The following is a 17958-nucleotide window of genomic DNA, read 5'->3' on the forward strand; positions in this document are numbered from 1 at the left end:
ATAATAAACCTATGATCCATCAGATTCGGAGGTGAAAAGATGGAAAAATCAAAACCATTTACAAAATGTACTTTACGGCAACGCTATCACTATTATCGTCAGCAAAATGCTCATCAACAATTTAACGGGAATTTTCAACAAAACTTCCAAAAAGATTTCCCAAGTTTTGCTAACTGGCTTAAATTGCAGCAAAAGCCGATTGCCAAAGATCAAACAGCGACATTTTCTCACTGGTTCTTACTGATTCTATTTAGTTTAGTGACTGTAGCCACATTTACCCAACAGCTCTTATTTCTTTTATTTGTTTTTGTCATTGCAGCACTAGTCAAAGGTCCTGGAATGATTCTCTGGGGAGTTGTCTATTCGTTTCTAGTGACACTCTTTCCTCCTCTTGGTTTGTTGCTTTCAGCGCTTTTCTTTCTGCTCACTCTCAGACAGTTGACAAGAAACTTGACCTTTATTTTTACAGCCGTGTACTTTTACAGCTACCCTTTCTTGATCACAGCGATTCATCATTTTACAACATTCGATGATCAATGGATCATGATTGCAGCGGTTATTTTTGCCTTGATCAGCGGGCATCTTTTGTTCAAGCGAAATTATGAGTTTGCCTCTAGTAAAGCAGTTGCTTGGCGACTGATCACCACTCCTTATGATTGTTTGACTGCATTGATTCCTTCAAAGAAAGGACGCCGATTACAACGGCTGCGAAACAAATGATTTTTGCGGAACCTAAATCTTGATTCCACGCTGACATTGAAACTGATTTGCCAACATTTAAGATGCATGCCTAGTGGAAAAGGACGCGGACATGAACACTTAGACTTCCTACAAAGGGCTTCTGCAATGCAGGAGCCCTTCGCCTATTATTTAAGATGTGCTTGACTGCTGCTCTTGTTATCTAAGCTGGATATTTTCATCGTTAAACAAAAACAATGGAAAAAGTGATTTTGTTTTTTTATTTTTTGAAAATCAATAAAAAAAAGGAAAAAATTTTTTACTGAATGTCTTTTGTTTGATTGCTTTTTTGGGGTGAATCTACTATGCTATTAGTTAGCTAAACAAAAAAGGAGACCCGCTATGCTGACCTTCATTTTTATCTTTTCCTTCCTTGTGGGCTTGCTTTTTTACGCCTTTATTATTGAGCCGCGCCGATTAAAACAGCGGCATTATTTGATCAAAAAAGAAAAGCAAACGGTCCTTGATATTTCCAAAGCCTATGATCTTTATCAAAATGAACAGAATGTAGTAGTCGCACATATCAGTGATCTACACTTTTCTCGTTGGTTCAAACCGCAACGCATCAATCGCATCATCCGTTCCACGATCTTAAACAAACCTGATTTGATCATCATCACGGGTGACTTGATCGACAATTACCGTAAGTGGCCTCACCGTTCAACCAGCCGCCTCATTGAAAAGTTAAAGAAATTGAATGCGCCAATGGGGAAAATCGCTGTGTTAGGAAATCATGATCATTTGAATGATGGGCAATATTTTGTGAATGAAGTGTATGAAAACGCCAATTTCACCTTGTTGGACAATGAATCTGTATTTGGCTCTGATGAGAAAACCTCGATGAATATCGTAGGGATCGATAGTGCAAGCAAAAGTGCCCACTACCATTACGAGCCAACCTTAGCAGAATGGCAGATTCTCTTGATCCATGAACCTGACTATGTCTCTCGAGTAGACAACATTCGTGACTATGATCTCGTTCTATCCGGTCACAGCCATGGAGGCCAGATTCGTGTGCCCTTTTATCGTGTGAAAACGAAAGGCGCCCTCAAATACACAGATGGTCTCTATCTTTTGGCCGCGAACACACTTCTAAGTGTGTCCAATGGTGTGGGGACCACGGCGATTCCAGCGCGCTTTGCTGTGCCGCCAGAAATCACATACTATCATCTCGTGCCCGCCGAAAAACATGCTGTAGCCTAAAACAAGCTCTTAAGTGATCCTCCTATCTTCGTTTGGATAGTTAGGATACTTAAGAGCTTGTTTTCGTTATTGGCGTAATCCGTTATAGATCGTCTCCAAATTCCACTTCATCATCGCATAATAACTATCGCCATCTTGTCCAGGTTCAGCGATGGAGTCTGTAAAGACAGTGCCGTAGATCGGAATACCAGAATCCCGAGACACGCTTTGCATTGGGCGAGTATTAACGCTACTCTCGACAAACAATGAAGGAACTGCCGATGCTTGCAATTGGTCGACTAAATTCTTGATCTGAGCAGGCGTTCCTTCTTCTTCGGTGTTGATTTCCCAGATATAAGCGGATGGCACACCATAGGCCTTCGAAAAGTACTTAAAGGCGCCTTCACTTGTCACGATCAATTTCTTTTCTTCAGGAATTGAAGCAAAATTATCTTTCGCTTGTTGGTCTAATTCGGAAAGCTGCTGCAGATAGTGTTCCAAGTTTTCTTGATAGACCCCCTGATTTGCAGGATCTTTCTTACTCAATTGTTGGGCGATATTTCGCGCATAGATCATCCCATTTTCCAAATTAAGCCATGCATGAGGATCTGCCTTTGTATGATCAGCATCATCCGATAGATACAGGACTTCCACGCCATCACTGACGGCAAAATAATCTTCACCCGCTTTTTTGTTGGCGTTGTTCATTAATTTAGTAAACCAGCCGTTGCCGCCCGTCTCTAAATTCAAGCCATTATAAAATAGAATGTCTGCATCAGTGGCTTTTTGGACATCTTCTGACAGTGGTTCATATTCATGAGGGTCACGCCCTACAGGAACGATGCTGTGGAGATTGATTTTGTCCCCGGCGATGTTTTTGGTCATATCTGCTAAAATCGAATTGGTCACTACAACATTTAATTTGTCATCAACGGTTGCCGCCTGCTCTGCTTGCTGATAAATCAAGAATCCTCCTGCAACAGCGGCAGCAGAAACCATTGCCGTGGTCAGCCAGCGTTTGGCAGGACTCGTTTGTTGTTTTGGTGAAAAGAGAAATCCTAAGACAAACAAAACAGCTGCAGTGAGGACAATGCTTGATCCGGCTGCAATATTAAAGGAATAACCGATAAATAACCCAATCACAGAAGAAGCACCGCCTAGAATCCCTGCAATCACCATCATATGGCTAAGGCGTTTTGTAAATAAATAAGCAGTTGCTGCTGGCGTAACCAGCAAAGCTACAATCAAGATCGTACCGACACTTTGCATCGCAGTAACGGAAACTAATGTCAAAAGCAGCATCAACAAGTAATGATATACCTGTACATTCATTCCAAAAGCTTTTGCCATCATCGGATCAAAAGAAGTGATCAGCAATGGCCGAAAGAAGATCATAATCAGTGCAATGACCAGTAAAGCAATCGCAATCGTGACCCATTTATCCCCCTCTTGGACTGCGAGCACATTTCCGAATAAGATATGAAACAAATCCGTAGAACTGTTAGCTACGCCAATCAAGATAACTCCCAAAGCTAAAAAGGAGCTGAAGGTGATCCCGATCGCCGTATCACTTTTGATCAAACTATTGTTAGAAATATAGGTGATAATGATCGATGCAAGAACACCAAAGAAAATTGCTCCGACAAAAAAGTTCACCCCTAAAATATAGGATAATGCTACTCCGGGAAGTACGGCGTGAGAAATGGCATCTCCCATCAATGACATTCCCCGCAAAATAATAAAACAACCAATCACCCCTGCAACAACACCGATCGCTACGGCGGTGATCAAGGCATTTTGCAGAAAATGGTAATGAACTAATCCATCAATAAACTGACTAATCATCTTAAGCCCCTCCTTTCACGATGATCGTATCGCCGAATGTTTCTTTCAAATTTGTTTCAGTAAAAACAGTCGTCGTCGGACCATATGCGATTAAATGCTGATTCATCATCACTAGTTCATCGAAGTATTCAGTCACTTTGCCTAAATCATGATGAACAATAAAAATTGTCTTTCCTTGTTGGCGAAATTCACGCAGAAGTCCTACAATAATTGCTTCACTCATCGCATCGATTCCTACAAATGGTTCATCTAAAAAAATGAATTCCGCTTCTTGCAGTAATGTGCGAGCGATCAATACTCTTTGGAACTGACCGCCAGATAGTTCGCCGATCTGCCGTTCAGCAAAGTCAGCCATTTGGACAGACTCCAATGCAGCGGCGACTTTCTGCCAATCTTTGGCCGTTATTCGTTGAAACAGAGAAAGCTGCGGATAGAGTCCTAATGACACCACTTCTTTTACTGTAATCGGAAATGTATAATCGACTGCAGTCTTTTGTTCCACGTAGGCTATCTTTTTTTGGAACTTATTGAGTGCCATTCCATTCGATGTGACATGTCCTTCAGAAGGGATCAGCTGCAGTGCAGCTTTGATGAAGGTAGATTTTCCCGCACCATTCGGTCCGATGATCCCTACAATGGCCGGCTTATCAACACAGAAAGATACTCCAGAGACAGCTTGATTTTTCCCATCATAGCTGGCGGAAATTTTTGAAAATGTGATCATAGTTTGCGCTCCTTTACATCTATGTTAAAGTATCGTTTATTTATTTTTTAGGTATGCCTAACTTATTTCCAATTATACCGATTCTCCTGTTGAATGCAAGGGATTTTTTACACAAATAAAATCCAATAAGAAAAAATAAAGTGTCCCTTCAACTTCCTTGCCCCTAGCAGATCGTTTTATTCATTCGCCGTTACTTTTAGTGTGACCAAACAAAAAAAGTTTCCACTCCTTTGAGGGAAACTTTTTAAAAGAAAACTTTCTAATCAGCATTCGCTGTTTTTTTCAAAATTTGTGATGAAGAATCAACCTGGAGTACCAATTGTCGGCAATATACTCGTCACTACTCAGATACTACGTTGACTGGTTGATTCTCTAAGAAATGCTTATAATTTGAGACAGCGATAGCTAGCAATCGTTGCCGGGTCTCTAATGGTGCCCACGCAATATGCGGCGTCAAATAGCAGTTAGGCGCATGCAACAATGGATTGTCAGCCGTGATTGGTTCTTTCGAAACAACATCAGCTGCCAGAGCAGCAACTTGTCCAGCTGACAACGCTTCTGCTACCGCTTGTTCATCTAGTAATCCACCGCGAGCAGTGTTGATCAAGATAACATCCTTTTTCATTTGAGACAATGCACGGGCGTCAATCATCCTTTCAGTATCGGGAAATTGCGGTACATGGAGACTGATCACATCTGCTTGTTGAAAGAGTCTCTCCAACGAAACTTGTTCTGCCCATTCAGCCTGCGGCGTTTTTGGTCGATGATTGTAATAGATGACCTTCATTTGAAACGCATGAGCAATTTCAGCGACTGCCTGAGCAATCGCACCATAGCCGATCAAACCGATCGTCTTGTTGGCAATTTCAGTCAGTGGCGTTTGCCAATAAGAGAAATCGGGACTGTTTTGCCAATCTCCTTGATGGACGGATTGGTTGTGCCGCCCTACTTGATTCGTTACCTCAAGTAATAAAGCAAATGTAGCTTGCGCTACTGAATTCGTACTATAGCTGGGAATATTTGTGACGGTAATCCCTTGAGATGCTGCAGCTTGTAAATCCACAACATTGTAGCCAGTTGCCAACACGCCGATATAATCGATGTTAGGGCATGCTTGTAGTATTTCCTTTGTAAGGGGCGTTTTGTTCGTAAAAACAGCCGTTGCTTTGCCGATTCGCTCAATGATCTCCTTCGTATCTGTATAGGAAGTGCGATCATAAATCGTGATTTCCCCTAATCCAGCTAATGGCTGCCAATCTAAATCTCCTGGATTCAACGCATAGCCGTCTAAAACAACAATTTTCATTTTTTTGCTCCTCTCTGTTGGAAATAAAAGACTGGAATCCCTAAACAGGTGATCAAAATACCGATCAATGCAAGCACAGGGGCCGTAAGTATCGTCATTATTAAAATGAATCCGCCCCCTAAAAGAGCAATGATCGGTGTGATCGGGTACAACGGAACCTTGTATGGACGATTGAGCTCAGGTGCTTTTTTTCTTAACAAGATCACACCTACAAACAATAACACACTAAAAAACCACATCACAAAAATCAACATATCCGTTAAGAGATCAAAACTACCCAACAACATCATTAAACACGCAATTGCTAATTGGAAAAAAACCGCCGCATAAGGAGCCTTGGTTTTATTTGTTAATTTAACAAAGGTCGAACTGAATGGAACTTCATTCTCGAGTGCCATGGCATAAGGCACCCGCAATCCGGTCATCGTATACCCATTGAGTGCGCCATAAACTGAAATCAAAATACCAATCGTCACTAGTTTGCCCCCAAAATCACCAAATAACTGCAATGCGGTTTCTGAAGCACTATTTAAGTTTCCAGCAATCTGTTCTAAGGGCAATGTTTTCAAGAAAACAAGATTGATCAGGAGATAAACCAAGGTTACAAAACTTAATCCAAAGATAATCGCTTTCGGAAGATCCTTTTCCGGCCGCTTCATTTCACCAGCAATATTTCCAACACCTAACCAGCCATCATAAGCGAAGAGAGTCGCTAGTAATGCACTGCTGATTCCTGCGATGATCGAACCATCACTTGTTTTAGAAAAATTGATTACCGAGACTGACACTCGTCCTGGTGTCATCAATCCCACTAAAACGATCAATGCGATGGGAATCAATTTGATTGATAATGTAAATGACTGTACGCCTGCGGCGGTTTTTGTCCCTAATAGATTGATCAAACTAACACTGGTACCGGTGATCAACGATAGCGGCAAGAGATAACTTGCGGGCAAATGAAACAGATTCAAACACTGAGTGGCAAAAATAATACTCAACGCTGCTATATTGGCAGGGAAATAAATAATGCTTTGAGCCCATCCTAGCAAGAAAGAAGGCAATTTCCCGTAAATTCGTTCAATGTAGCGAATAGGACCACCAGTTTCTGGTATTGCTGTTGCTAGCTCCGCTACCGTTAGTCCGCCACAGATCGTCAAACAGCCCGCAATCAACCACACAAGCAATGTTAAGCCAGAGGATTGCGTATGTTGGACCACTGCAGCCGCTTTAAAGAACACCCCGGCTCCAATCACAGTTCCCATGACTGTCGAAAGTGCTCCGAAAAAAGTGATTTCTTTCTTTAGTTGACTCTTCAAATACTCACGCTCCTTTTTTTGACTAAATCAAAGTATAGCGGATAGATGCTTTGTTGGCTAGAGTGATTCGTTTGGACCACAAAAAAACAGCTGCTTTTCAACAGCTATCCCTTTTATTTATTTACTGTTGAAACCAAAACTTGTGTACGCCTTTGGTGCATTCGTTTCACTAAGAAAACTGCAAGCAACAAGATCAAAGGAAAGATCCCCGCTCCCAAAATTCCTTGCTGCAAACCTTTGTCGCTGCCTTCTGCCAACAAACCGACCAATGAAGGTCCCAATGAACAACCTAAATCACCCGCTAAGGCTAGGTAAGCAAACATTGCTGTACCTCCATTACGAATGTATTTTGTCGTTAAACTAAAAATTCCCGGCCACAATATACCGACAGCAAATCCACTCAATCCACAACCGATAAAGCCTAGAATTGGGACACTTGATAACCCGATCAGCAAATACGCCACCAAGCATAGCAATAAGCTTGCAAACATAAATTTCCGTAGATCGATACGTTCGCCAAATTTCCCATAATACAGACGAGCAAGTCCCATCATGATCGCAAACAACATTGGACCCGCAAGATCACCGACCGTTTTGGACACACCAAGTCCTTGCTCTGCAAAAGTGGATGCCCATTGACTAACTGATTGTTCACTTGCCCCGGCACAGACCATCATGACTAGAAACAGCCAAAAGCTTTTCAATGAGAACAGTTCACGATTCTTCAGTCCTACTTCGCCTTCTGCTACGATTGGTGCTAATGGAACTTGAGTAAAAACAACCAAATTGACCAGCGGCAAAATAGCCCAGATCAATGTAAGAAATGGCCAACGAGCAATACCGAAGACAAAGAAAAAGAGTGTTGAGACTAAGACGACCCCAACATATCCCCAACAATAAAACGAATGCAGCATACTCATGGTTTTTTCTTTATTCGGGGTTGGACAAGCTTCGACGATTGGGCTCACTAATACTTCCAGAAGTCCGCCACCAATTGCATAGAGGAAGACTGCCGTCAATAAACCGGTAAAAGGGGTCGGAAAGATAAGTGGAAAAACAGCCAACCCAATCAATCCTACAGCCGCAAAAAAATGCGCCGCGACAATCGAGATACGATAACCAATCCGATCGACAAAAAAGATCGCTGCAAAGTCCACACCCAGCTGCGTTAGAAAATTAAATGTAACCAAAAGCGTGATTTGACTTAGCGGAATCTGATACTGTGTTTGAAATGTCAAAAATAATAAAGGTGCAAAGTTATTGATGATTGCTTGAACAATATACCCAGCAAAGCAAGCAATGATCGTTCGTTGATAATTTTTCATTTTTACCTCCTCCAGATTTGTTTAGTATAGCAAGAGAACTTTCACAATCGCCATGGAAAATGCTATTCAAATTGCTAGAGTATGTTCTCTTTTTTGGTGTATTATCAGTTGAAAAATGCTCCCTACTGGTATTGCAAGTCAGATCTCAATAAAGCTAGTGGTGATAAGTGCTAGTATCATAAAAAAAAAAACGAATCTCCCCTGCCGATTTCAGCAATCTGGAAATATCGTTTTTTTTGAAACACAACGATTGAAGATCTCTACTGGCTGAAGATCCTTGGTCGTTGTACTAATTCTGTCCAACAGTTCTTTTATTTTGAATAAGTTGTCCGAAAAGGATTATACTTGCGCTTTTCCGAGACAGCAGATTAGTTGGAATGTGCTGCCAGCATTTTGACTGTGGCTTCAAAAATTGGTCCAATAAAGATGATACAGAGCAATGTACCGATACCGACATTGGCACCCAAACCAAAGCCAATCAAGACCATCGCTGCATCCAAGCCGATCCGGATCGTCTTTTGGGTCAGCTTTGTACGTTTATAAATCAGCGCAGTTAGTGCTTCTAATGCTGCTGATCCTTGATTTGAAGAGACATAGATCCCTGCCCCAACGCCGAACAAGATGGGGGCGATGAAAATCGCCAACCAAGAATAGAATGGCAAATGAACAAAAATCTTATCCATAACCGGCTCAAAAATCCCAATCAGCAAACCAAGACCGATCCCATTGATATAACTGCCGATTCCAAGCTCCTGGCGATCGAAAATAGCTACGATCAATAAGACGACCAGATTAAAACATAGACTGGCGATCCAAAACGGAACAGACACATAATTCAAGATTCCCAGCAAAAATGTACTGATCGTATCATACCCCTGATGGGCAGTGATCAGCAATGAAATTGCTAACGCAATCAAACACGTACCTAACAAGATTTGCCAAATTTTTTTCACGACATCACTCTCTTTTCCAATTTAGTTTTCTAGACTCTCTTAGTGTACCTTGCCGTTTCAGAGATTACTACTATTTCTTTTATCTGTCTAAAAAACCCTTCAAGCGGTCAATCCAGTGATTCGTAACTTTGCTCATACTTCTCTCGAAATTCTTTTGGCGTCAGACCATTCAATTTCTTGAACATCTTTGAAAAATAATTCGTATTATTGTATCCGATCGCATCGGCAATCTCATTAATTGTTTGTCCCGTATGCAGCAGAAGCTGCTGAGCTTTTTTGATCCGAATAAAATTGACGTATTGATTAAAGCTTAATTCCGTTTCTTTTTTGAACACTTGCCCCAGATAGACTACACTAACATGCAGAGCTTCGGCAGCCGATTTAACCGTCAGCTCTTGCGTATAGTGCTCTTCAATCATGCCAACCGCTTTTTGAACAATCTCAGAATAACGCTTTTGCTGAGGCTGGTCTTTGGCCAACTGCAAAATCTCGTTGAAGAGTTGCCGCAGTACCTGGATCGTATTCGATGCTCGAATCCGAGTGATGATCCGATCATAATTTTCTCTAGTCAAAGCAGGGAACTGGCGGTAAATATCATTGAATAATAGAAAGGCTACGTAACGGACATGCTCAGGGTCAGCCTGCATCCCCTCGAGACTTGAAAAGATTTTGTCTAATTCATCTTGAACGGTTTTTGTATCCCCGATCGTCAATGCTTTATTGAAAGAGAGAAAAGGTAGCGCTTCGTTGCGGTCTAAGATATCGACTTGAATGATTTGTTCATTAAGCAGCAAATCCGGGTAAAAGGTCTGCAGTGATTGGACTTGCTTGATTTTCTCATACCCTTTGTATAAGTTTTCCCATTCATTGATCGTTTCACTGACCACCAATTGCCAATCCCCTGCTAGAATCGCTGACAGTTCTTTGAGCAGACACCAGAGACGTTGACGTTCACCATAAAAAACGATCAGCAACTGATTCTCTCCCAATCGTCCTGGCAGTAGCAATGGCTGTTCTTTTTCGACAAAAAAACGAAACCCATTTTCTAAGATTTCAGGTGTCCCTGTCAGCTGTAGAATCGTATAAGGCGGATGGATGGGTTGTGTGGACTGTTCCAATAATAAGTGGTACTCACTTTCATTTAATTCATCATTCAGCCAAAGCAACAAGCTGGATTCTCGATACAAGTCATTTTGTTCATCGATTCGTTGCTGATGTGCCAGTTCCTCCGCAATTGCCTGCACACTTTCATAGAGTTCGACCTTGTTGACTGGCTTAACGAGATAATTTCGGACTCCTAACTGCATGCCTTGCTTCACAAATGCAAATTCTTGGTAACCAGATAAGATGATGGAAAAAAAGGTATTGCCTTTTGCCTGTGCTTTAGCGATCATATCAATCCCATTCATTTCCGGCATGCGAATATCAGTGATCAGTAGATCAATGGCTTGTGTTTCTAAATATTCCAACGCTTCAGAAGCGCTTTTAGCTGTGTGAACGACTTCAAAGCCTAATTCTTGCCAAGGAATGATCATCTTTAGGCCTTCTAGAATCATGTACTCATCGTCCACAAACATGGCTTTATATAAACTCATCATTCAACATCTCCTCATCGATCGCAATGGAAATCTTGAATCCGTGATTTTTTTCAGATTCAACTTCCATCTGATAATGATCGCCAAACATCCCCCTTAATCGTTCATGAACATTTTTCATGCCTATGGATGTTTGTACGACGACTCGGTCATCTGCAAGCTCTTGGCGGATCATCGCTAATTGCTCTGGATCTGCTCCTTTTCCGTTGTCCCGTACTTGCAAAAGAATCTTGCCATTTTGTCGGAAGGCTTTGATACTGATGGCATTATCATTTCGCTGATAGTCGATTCCATGCACAAAATAATTTTCTACTAAAGGTTGCAAAGTGAACTTAGGCAAGAGCAGATGTTTCAGGTCTTCTTCGATAGTTACGTGATAGGCGATTTTATCCGGATACCTCATTTGATACAAGTAAACGTATTTCTCACAAAACGTCACTTCTTCTGCCAATGTTTTGATCTTTTCCTGTGTCGTATTGTTGCGCAAAAGTGCCGAAAAAGCGTATACGACATCCGCTAATTCTTCCTGCTGGCGGCTCAATGCGTACATCCGAATGTATTCGAGTGTATTGTATAAGAAATGAGGATTGATCTGAGCCTGCAATGCCCGCATATCCGCATCCCGCTGCTTGATTTCCAGGGTATAGATGTCCTCAATGTAGTCATTGATACTGCCTGTCATTTGATTGATCGCCTCGGCGATTGTTTTTAATTCTTGTTGAACCCCCGTGGTATCAATACGCTCATTAAAATCTCCGTGACTGACTTTTTGGGTTGCTTGAACGATCTGTTTGACCTGCTGGGTGTAACGCTTGAACGTACGATGCAAAATCAATAGCAGCACAAAAAGAATCAGCGTACCGCAACCAAAAATCAACAATGTATAATTTAGGACATCCCGCCAAATCACTTGCTTATCTAGTAAAACCAGCGTGATTTCTCCGTTGATATTCCCTTGTTTTTTTATGTAAAAATCATGGGACAATTTCGGCACGATCTCTTTTTGATTATTGGCCATTGCTTGATCGATTTTGTCGATCATCGCCTGATTCAGATTCGGTGCATCTTTATAGAGACGCTGTCCACTGCTTGTGTATATGAAACTTTTGATACCGTGTTCTCTATTTTCATCACTACGATTAGCTAATACGTTTTCTTCATTAAATACCACAAACACTTGTCCCATTGGTTGCGCAAAATTACTCGGTTGTGCGATCGACCGCGCAAAATATAGGCGATTTTTCAATTGGATCTGGTCGCCCCGCAGTTTCTCTCCGTAAGGTCTGTCTGGTGTAGCAACTAAATAATCTTTGCTTTCATCCAATTGAACGATGATTTCTTCAATGTCAGGATGACTGCTGATCAAACGGTAAAGGATATTTGGCAGATAAATATTTTGTCCTGATTGTCGAAACATATCATTACTATAGGAAAAATAATCGGCGATCGATAACTGTAAATAGTTGCGCAATGATTCAAAGGTGGCATCCGAACTGGTGAATTCTCCTAATACTTCAGAAACAATCGTATTACGCTCTTGGATATACGTATCTAAATACGTGCTTGTTGCATCGACGAGTCGATTACTCATCCGAAACCGATCCACACCCGTATAGACACTCAACCCTAACATGATCAAAATCGAAATCAGAATCAACAAGGCACTATAAAGTTGCATCAATTGATTGATCAGGAAGTCACGCTTGAAAAGGGCTAAGATTCGTTTATTCATATTGCAGTTTTCCATCGATCAATGCACGGTCTTTCCGGGAAGCGGAATGGACCCATAATAAGATCAAACTGAAGGTACCAAATAAAAACAATCCTTTCATGCTCCAAGTAAACACCAAAATACCTACGAGACCAAAAATGACTTTAGCGAAGGTGCCAAAATTTAGAAATAAACTGACAAATGCCAGTTTGATCGTATTCAATAAAGAGGTTTCATAAATTGATTCAAACAATAAACTATACAAATACAGTAAAACCAAGAGACCACTTACTACTACTAGCAAAAAGTCGATCATCAGCCACAGTAGTCCTTGGATCTGACTGGAGAGATACAAATTATACGCTGCGATCGCCAACAAACCGAAAAATAAATAAAAACGGGCGTTGGCTCGCCAAAAGTTTTGCTTCCAACAGCGAAAGGCCTTCCTAAACGTTTGGTCCTCGTAAGATAACCCCTCTTCTTCGATCAAATCACTGATGGTTTGAAATGCCGGACCAACCCCAAACAAAACTGCGCCCATCATTGTAAACAATACGAAGAAAAGATTCAGTTTAATGACCGCCCAAATCAGACGAAAAGCCTTCACTAATCCTCCACTTGTTGTCTCTTTCATTCTTCCTCATCCCCTCTTGGTATTTGCCCGTTTTATTATAGCGTTTTTTTGTCACTTCTCAAAATGCGAGTCTTTACTTTTTCTGTCGCTTATCGCCGCTTATTCTATCTTATTCTATTATGTACAACAAATGAGGAGTGACGAAATCATTCATCGGCTACTCCTCATCTGCTCCTACGCGCAGTTGCTCCGCTTATTTTAACTAATTATTTTCCAGATTCACGGTATTCGTCGAATTGTTTTTGCATTTCATCACGAACTTTGTCCCAACCAGCTGTTTTCAATTCTTCCACTAGTTTTGGCACATTTTCTTCTGGATCGATGGTCCCTGTTGCTAGACTTGCTTTATAACGATTCATCACATTGGCGATGTTGGTGATTTCAGTCTTCACACTATCTGTTTTAAAGTTGAAACCTAGAATTGGTGATTCTTCGGCTTTAGCAATGTTTTCGTCACGTTCTTTGATCATTTCATCAGTGATCGATTCTTGCGTATACAAGATCATATTGTTCCCAGTATTCCATGCCGCCATGTGAGTGTTTGGTTTGTAGCCATCCAACAATTTGATTTTGTTATCTTGCCCTTCCACTTTTTCCCATGCTTCTCCTTCAACACCCCAGACAAGTCCATTCAACAATTCAGGGTCGCTGTTTAACAAACCAAGGAATTCGACAGCTTTTTCTTTGTTTTTAGAAACATTTGCCACTACAAAGTTCGCCATTTGGGCTTGCCCTGTTGATTTCAATTGTTTGGTAAGCGGACGAGAAATCAATTCGTGACCGGCAGCATTGTTCAAGATTGTATCGCCGTAATCCATTGGTCCTTGGGTTTCTTCACGCATAAACCAAGTATTTCCTTCTAATGGATAGCCAGTGGTATTGGTAGCGGCATCTGTTGGGATCAATCCTTCTTTATACCATTTGTGCATCAATTTCAAGTTTGCCATTTGTTCGTCATCTTCATATGGGTTGATGATTTTTGTAGTGTCTCCGTCAAGTTTGACCGCAAATGGATAGTCTTTCCCCATGACATAGTCATAGTTTCCTGAAATGTTGAAGGTTTGACCAATTGCGAAGCTGGCAATATTCGGTTCCTTCTCATGGAATTTTTTCAAGGCATCTTCTGCATCAGCATAAGAATTGATATTGCTGATATCAATGTCGTATTTATCGAGATATTGTTTGTTGAATGTCAATACTTGTTGCGCATACACGTTTCCATTAACAGGAAAGGCATACAGCTTGCCATCGATGGTGTTGCCTTTGATATATGCTTCATCTAATTGATCATAAGCTTCCTTAGCATATTTTGGTGCGAGGTCGGTCAGATCCGCATATGCTCCTTTTTGGGCATTTGCCACAAAATTAGATGCAAAAGAGATATCATAGTTCTCGCCAGAAGAAATGATCGTACTCATTTTTTGATCCCAATCGCCCCAGCCGATGTACTGTAGGTCGATCCGTGCATTGATTTTTTCCTCGATCCGTTTGTTGGCGATCTCCATCAATTGATCAAAGTTCTCTGGTTTGTCCCCGACTTGATACATCAACAAAGTCGTTACGCCGTCCGCACTATTAGAATCAGAATCCGACGACTCCCCGTTTGACCCGCAAGCAGCTAAGCTCAACAGCATTGCTGAAGCGAATCCTGCAAACATTGTTTTTTTCCACGATTTCATTTGTTTTCCTCCTATATCCTTATTATTCTTTGACACCGCCAATTGTCAAGCCACCCACGAAATATCGTTGGAAAAATGGGTAAGTAATGGCAATTGGCAATGTTGCTACTACAACGATTGCCATCCGAGCAGTCTCGTTTGGCAATGCGGCCAATCCACCTTGAACTTGAGCAGCCATACCGGTACTTTTAGCTAAATAATCCAAGTTCGATTGAATCCGCATCAATAGTGCTTGTAACGGCACTAGTGAATCCTTTTGAATGTATAACAATGCATTGAACCAATCATTCCAGTAACCAAGTGCCGCAAATAAACTGATCGTAGCGATTCCTGGAACCGCTAATGGTAAGACGATCGAGATGAAAATCTTCATTTCGCTGGCACCATCGATCCGAGCTGACTCAATAATACTGTCTGGCACAGTCTTCTTGAAGAAAGTCCGCATCACTAAAATATTGAAAGGACCTAATGCAATCGGTAAAATCAATGCCCAAATCGTATCTTTTAATTGAATCAAATTAACCATTACTAGGTAATTGGCTACCATTCCTGGGGCAAAAAGCATCGTTACCAATGCAAAGAGCGTAAAGAATCGCCGAAATGGGAAATTGGAACGAGAAATCACATAGGCATACAATGAAGTCATCGTTGCATTGATGACTGTCCCGAAGACGGTGATAAAGACGGAGATCCCAAATGCTTGAAAAATCTTACTGCTCATGGCGCCACTAAAGAGATAGCTATAGGCAGCAAAAGAAAATTCACCGGGCCAAAAGCGGTAGCCATTCTCAGCTAGCGAGGTTTCACTCGTCAGAGAAATTGCAATTACAAATAAAAATGGTAAGACACAAGAAAAGGCAAATAGCGCCAAAACAATATTGAAAATCAGGTTGACCGTTGGATTAAAGGAACGGACTTCGACCTTTGCTACTTTCTTTTTCATTCGTCCATCCTCCTTAGAATAATGCTGAATCTGGTTCTAATTTACGTACCACTAAGTTGGCAGCTAAGAGCAAGCACATACCCACTACGGATTGATAAAGTCCGGCGGCAGCAGTCATGCCAAAGTCACCTGTGGCCGTCAAGCCGTTATAGATGTAGGTATCTAAAACGGAAGAAACTTGATACAATGCACCTGAGTTGCGAGGAACTTGGTAGAATAGACCAAAGTCGGCCCGGAAGATCCCGCCAATATTCAAAATCAATAAGACAGAGATCATCGGCAATAATTGCGGCAGTGTCACGTTTTTGATTTGCTGCCATTTATTGGCCCCGTCCACCATCGCTGCTTCATAATAGGTTTGATCGATACCCATCACCGATGCGTAATAAATGATACTGTTGTAGCCCAAGCTCTTCCAGACGTTCATGAACACAAAGATAAATGGCCACCATTTTGGATCGGCATACCAGTTGATTCCTTCACCACCCATGTTGGTGATCCATTGATTGATAATTCCCTTGTCAGGGCTCAAAAAGGCATAGACAAAATAGGAAATAACTACCCATGAAAGAAAATAAGGCAGCAATGACATGGTATGATACACTTTGACCAATCGCTTGTTCCGCAATTCACTCATCACGATCGCAAAGGCGATGGCAAAAAATAGATTGAATGCTAGAAACACGATATTGTAAAGCAATGTATTTCTAGTGATCAGCCAAGCATCATTTGATGCAAATAAAAATTTGAAATTATCAAACCCGACCCACGGGCTCTGTTGCAGACTGGCAAAAAATCCGTCTGGTGAAAGACGAAAATCTTTGAATGCAACGACATTGACAAATACTGGAATATAGAAAAAAAAGATGAACCAAATGACACCGGGAAGTGCCATTAAGATAAGTGCTTTAAATTGCCACACATTTTTCCAAAATCCCTTTTTCTTCACATTTGATCAACTCCTTCTGCTATAAGAATAACGCTTTCATTGTGAATAATTAAGGAACAAACTAAAGGTAAAAAGAAACAAATTAAAGATTTTGTCTTTTCTATTATCTTTTGTATGATTTTCCCCATCGATCAAAAGACGATTTTTCTTCACAAAAAAACAAGCAGCACGTATTGCTGCTTGTTTTTCTTTTTTTTATTGGGCTTCTTTTCCTAATAACAGACTGCCAATAATGCCGCTTTTGTTCGGCAGCCCCCAAGCAACAATGTATTCTGTGACTGTCGGTGTTTCCATGTAACCAGCCATTTGCTCAGTAAACTGATCGTGGATTTTCGTCAAAAGATGCGGTTGGTTCATCACTCCGCCTCCTAATACAATTCGATCAGGGGCAACTGTCAAAGTGATATTCACAAGTGCTTGCCCAATATAAAAGGCTTGTAAATCCCAAATCTCATGATCTTTTGGCAAATGTTGTCCTTTGATACCTGTCCGTGCTTCCAGTGAGGGACCAGCTGCTAACCCTTCCAGACAATCTTTGTGATAGGGACAGGTGCCGACATAATCGTCCTGCGGATGCCGTTTCACAAAAGTATGCCCAACTTCCGGATGACCTGCGCCTTGGAAGATTTCCTCATTGATTACGATTCCAGCTCCAATACCAGTGCCAATAGTTAGATACACGCAGCTGCGCATTCCTTGTGCTGCACCTTGTTTCAGTTCCCCAAAAGCCGCAGCATTGACATCTGTCGTCCAGGCAAAACGAGTGGCGGGATACCGTTTTTTCAAAGTCCCTAAAAAATCAAACTGCTGCCAGCCTTTTTTGGGTGTTGCTAAGATTTTGCCATACGTTTCTTGTTGAGGATCGATCCCAATCGGACCAAATGATCCTACCCCCATGGTGGCTAAGGTGTACTTATCAAAAAAAGCAAAAATAGCAGCCATCGTTTCCTCTGGTGTCGTCGTAGGTAGTGAGCACTCATCAATGATAGAACGTTCATCAGCGACCGCACAATTCATTTTTGTTCCACCGGCTTCAATTGCACCATAAAACATCTTTT

General features: G+C 41.4%; 15 protein-coding genes. 2 read left to right on the top strand and 13 right to left on the bottom strand.

All coding sequences use genetic code 11. From position 1 onward, the window contains the following. Nucleotides 1–39 precede the first annotated feature (39 nt). On the top strand, nt 40–720 hold the full coding sequence (locus FE005_RS15455; protein ID WP_103299472.1) for a hypothetical protein: 681 nt from the start codon (nt 40–42) through the stop codon (nt 718–720). Nucleotides 721–1080: 360 nt separating this feature from the next. Beyond that, nucleotides 1081–1941, top strand: coding sequence for a metallophosphoesterase (locus tag FE005_RS15460; protein WP_138372161.1), 861 nt, complete (start codon nt 1081–1083; stop codon nt 1939–1941). Nucleotides 1942–2007: 66 nt separating this feature from the next. Here the strand turns inward: FE005_RS15460 and FE005_RS17160 are convergent, their stop codons facing one another. From FE005_RS17160 to FE005_RS15525, 13 genes are all read right to left on the bottom strand, one after another. After that, nucleotides 2008–3765, bottom strand: a complete 1758-nt coding sequence (locus tag FE005_RS17160; protein WP_081131482.1) for a metal ABC transporter solute-binding protein, Zn/Mn family — start codon at nt 3763–3765, stop codon at nt 2008–2010. 1 nt (nt 3766) lies between these two features. After that, complete coding sequence (locus FE005_RS15470; RefSeq protein WP_003125966.1) at nt 3767–4489, bottom strand: metal ABC transporter ATP-binding protein; 723 nt, start codon at nt 4487–4489, stop codon at nt 3767–3769. A gap of 340 nt (nt 4490–4829) precedes the next feature. Continuing rightward, nucleotides 4830–5795: a D-2-hydroxyacid dehydrogenase gene (locus FE005_RS15475; RefSeq protein WP_096710677.1), complete on the bottom strand. Its 966-nt coding sequence runs from the start codon at nt 5793–5795 to the stop codon at nt 4830–4832. Then, nucleotides 5792–7111: an APC family permease gene (locus tag FE005_RS15480; protein ID WP_138372162.1), complete on the bottom strand. Its 1320-nt coding sequence runs from the start codon at nt 7109–7111 to the stop codon at nt 5792–5794. The genes FE005_RS15475 and FE005_RS15480 overlap by 4 nt, the downstream gene beginning before the upstream one ends. Before the next feature lie 113 nt (nt 7112–7224). Next, complete coding sequence (locus tag FE005_RS15485) at nt 7225–8436, bottom strand: sugar MFS transporter (protein WP_029486566.1); 1212 nt, start codon at nt 8434–8436, stop codon at nt 7225–7227. A gap of 368 nt (nt 8437–8804) precedes the next feature. Further along, nucleotides 8805–9389, bottom strand: coding sequence for a YitT family protein (locus FE005_RS15490; protein WP_003125961.1), 585 nt, complete (start codon nt 9387–9389; stop codon nt 8805–8807). A 107-nt stretch (nt 9390–9496) separates the two neighbouring features. After that, nucleotides 9497–10987 (bottom strand): response regulator transcription factor, encoded by a 1491-nt coding sequence (locus FE005_RS15495; RefSeq protein ID WP_060813966.1) that lies wholly within the window; start codon nt 10985–10987, stop codon nt 9497–9499. After that, entirely contained in the window at nt 10971–12716 is a 1746-nt protein-coding gene (locus FE005_RS15500; protein ID WP_138372163.1) for a sensor histidine kinase, read from the bottom strand. The genes FE005_RS15495 and FE005_RS15500 overlap by 17 nt, the downstream gene beginning before the upstream one ends. Then, the gene (locus FE005_RS15505) at nt 12709–13329 is read right to left on the bottom strand and encodes a YesL family protein (protein WP_003125957.1); all 621 of its coding nucleotides are present in this window, start codon (nt 13327–13329) and stop codon (nt 12709–12711) included. Before FE005_RS15505 ends, FE005_RS15500 begins: the two co-directional genes overlap by 8 nt. Nucleotides 13330–13535: 206 nt before the next feature. Beyond that, the gene (locus tag FE005_RS15510) at nt 13536–15008 is read right to left on the bottom strand and encodes an ABC transporter substrate-binding protein (protein WP_003125956.1); all 1473 of its coding nucleotides are present in this window, start codon (nt 15006–15008) and stop codon (nt 13536–13538) included. Nucleotides 15009–15030: 22 nt separating this feature from the next. Further along, nucleotides 15031–15951, bottom strand: coding sequence for a carbohydrate ABC transporter permease (locus FE005_RS15515; RefSeq protein ID WP_003125954.1), 921 nt, complete (start codon nt 15949–15951; stop codon nt 15031–15033). Between the two features lie 13 nt (nt 15952–15964). Continuing rightward, nucleotides 15965–16846, bottom strand: a complete 882-nt coding sequence (locus FE005_RS15520; RefSeq protein ID WP_086269301.1) for a sugar ABC transporter permease — start codon at nt 16844–16846, stop codon at nt 15965–15967. A gap of 249 nt (nt 16847–17095) precedes the next feature. Next, nucleotides 17096–17953, bottom strand: a complete 858-nt coding sequence (locus FE005_RS15525) for an ROK family protein (RefSeq protein ID WP_005470873.1) — start codon at nt 17951–17953, stop codon at nt 17096–17098. Between the last annotated feature and the right edge of the window lie 5 nt (nt 17954–17958).

It is taken from the genome of Enterococcus sp. M190262, from assembly GCF_005843965.1.
Classification (GTDB): Bacteria; Bacillota; Bacilli; order Lactobacillales; family Enterococcaceae; genus Enterococcus_D; species Enterococcus_D gallinarum.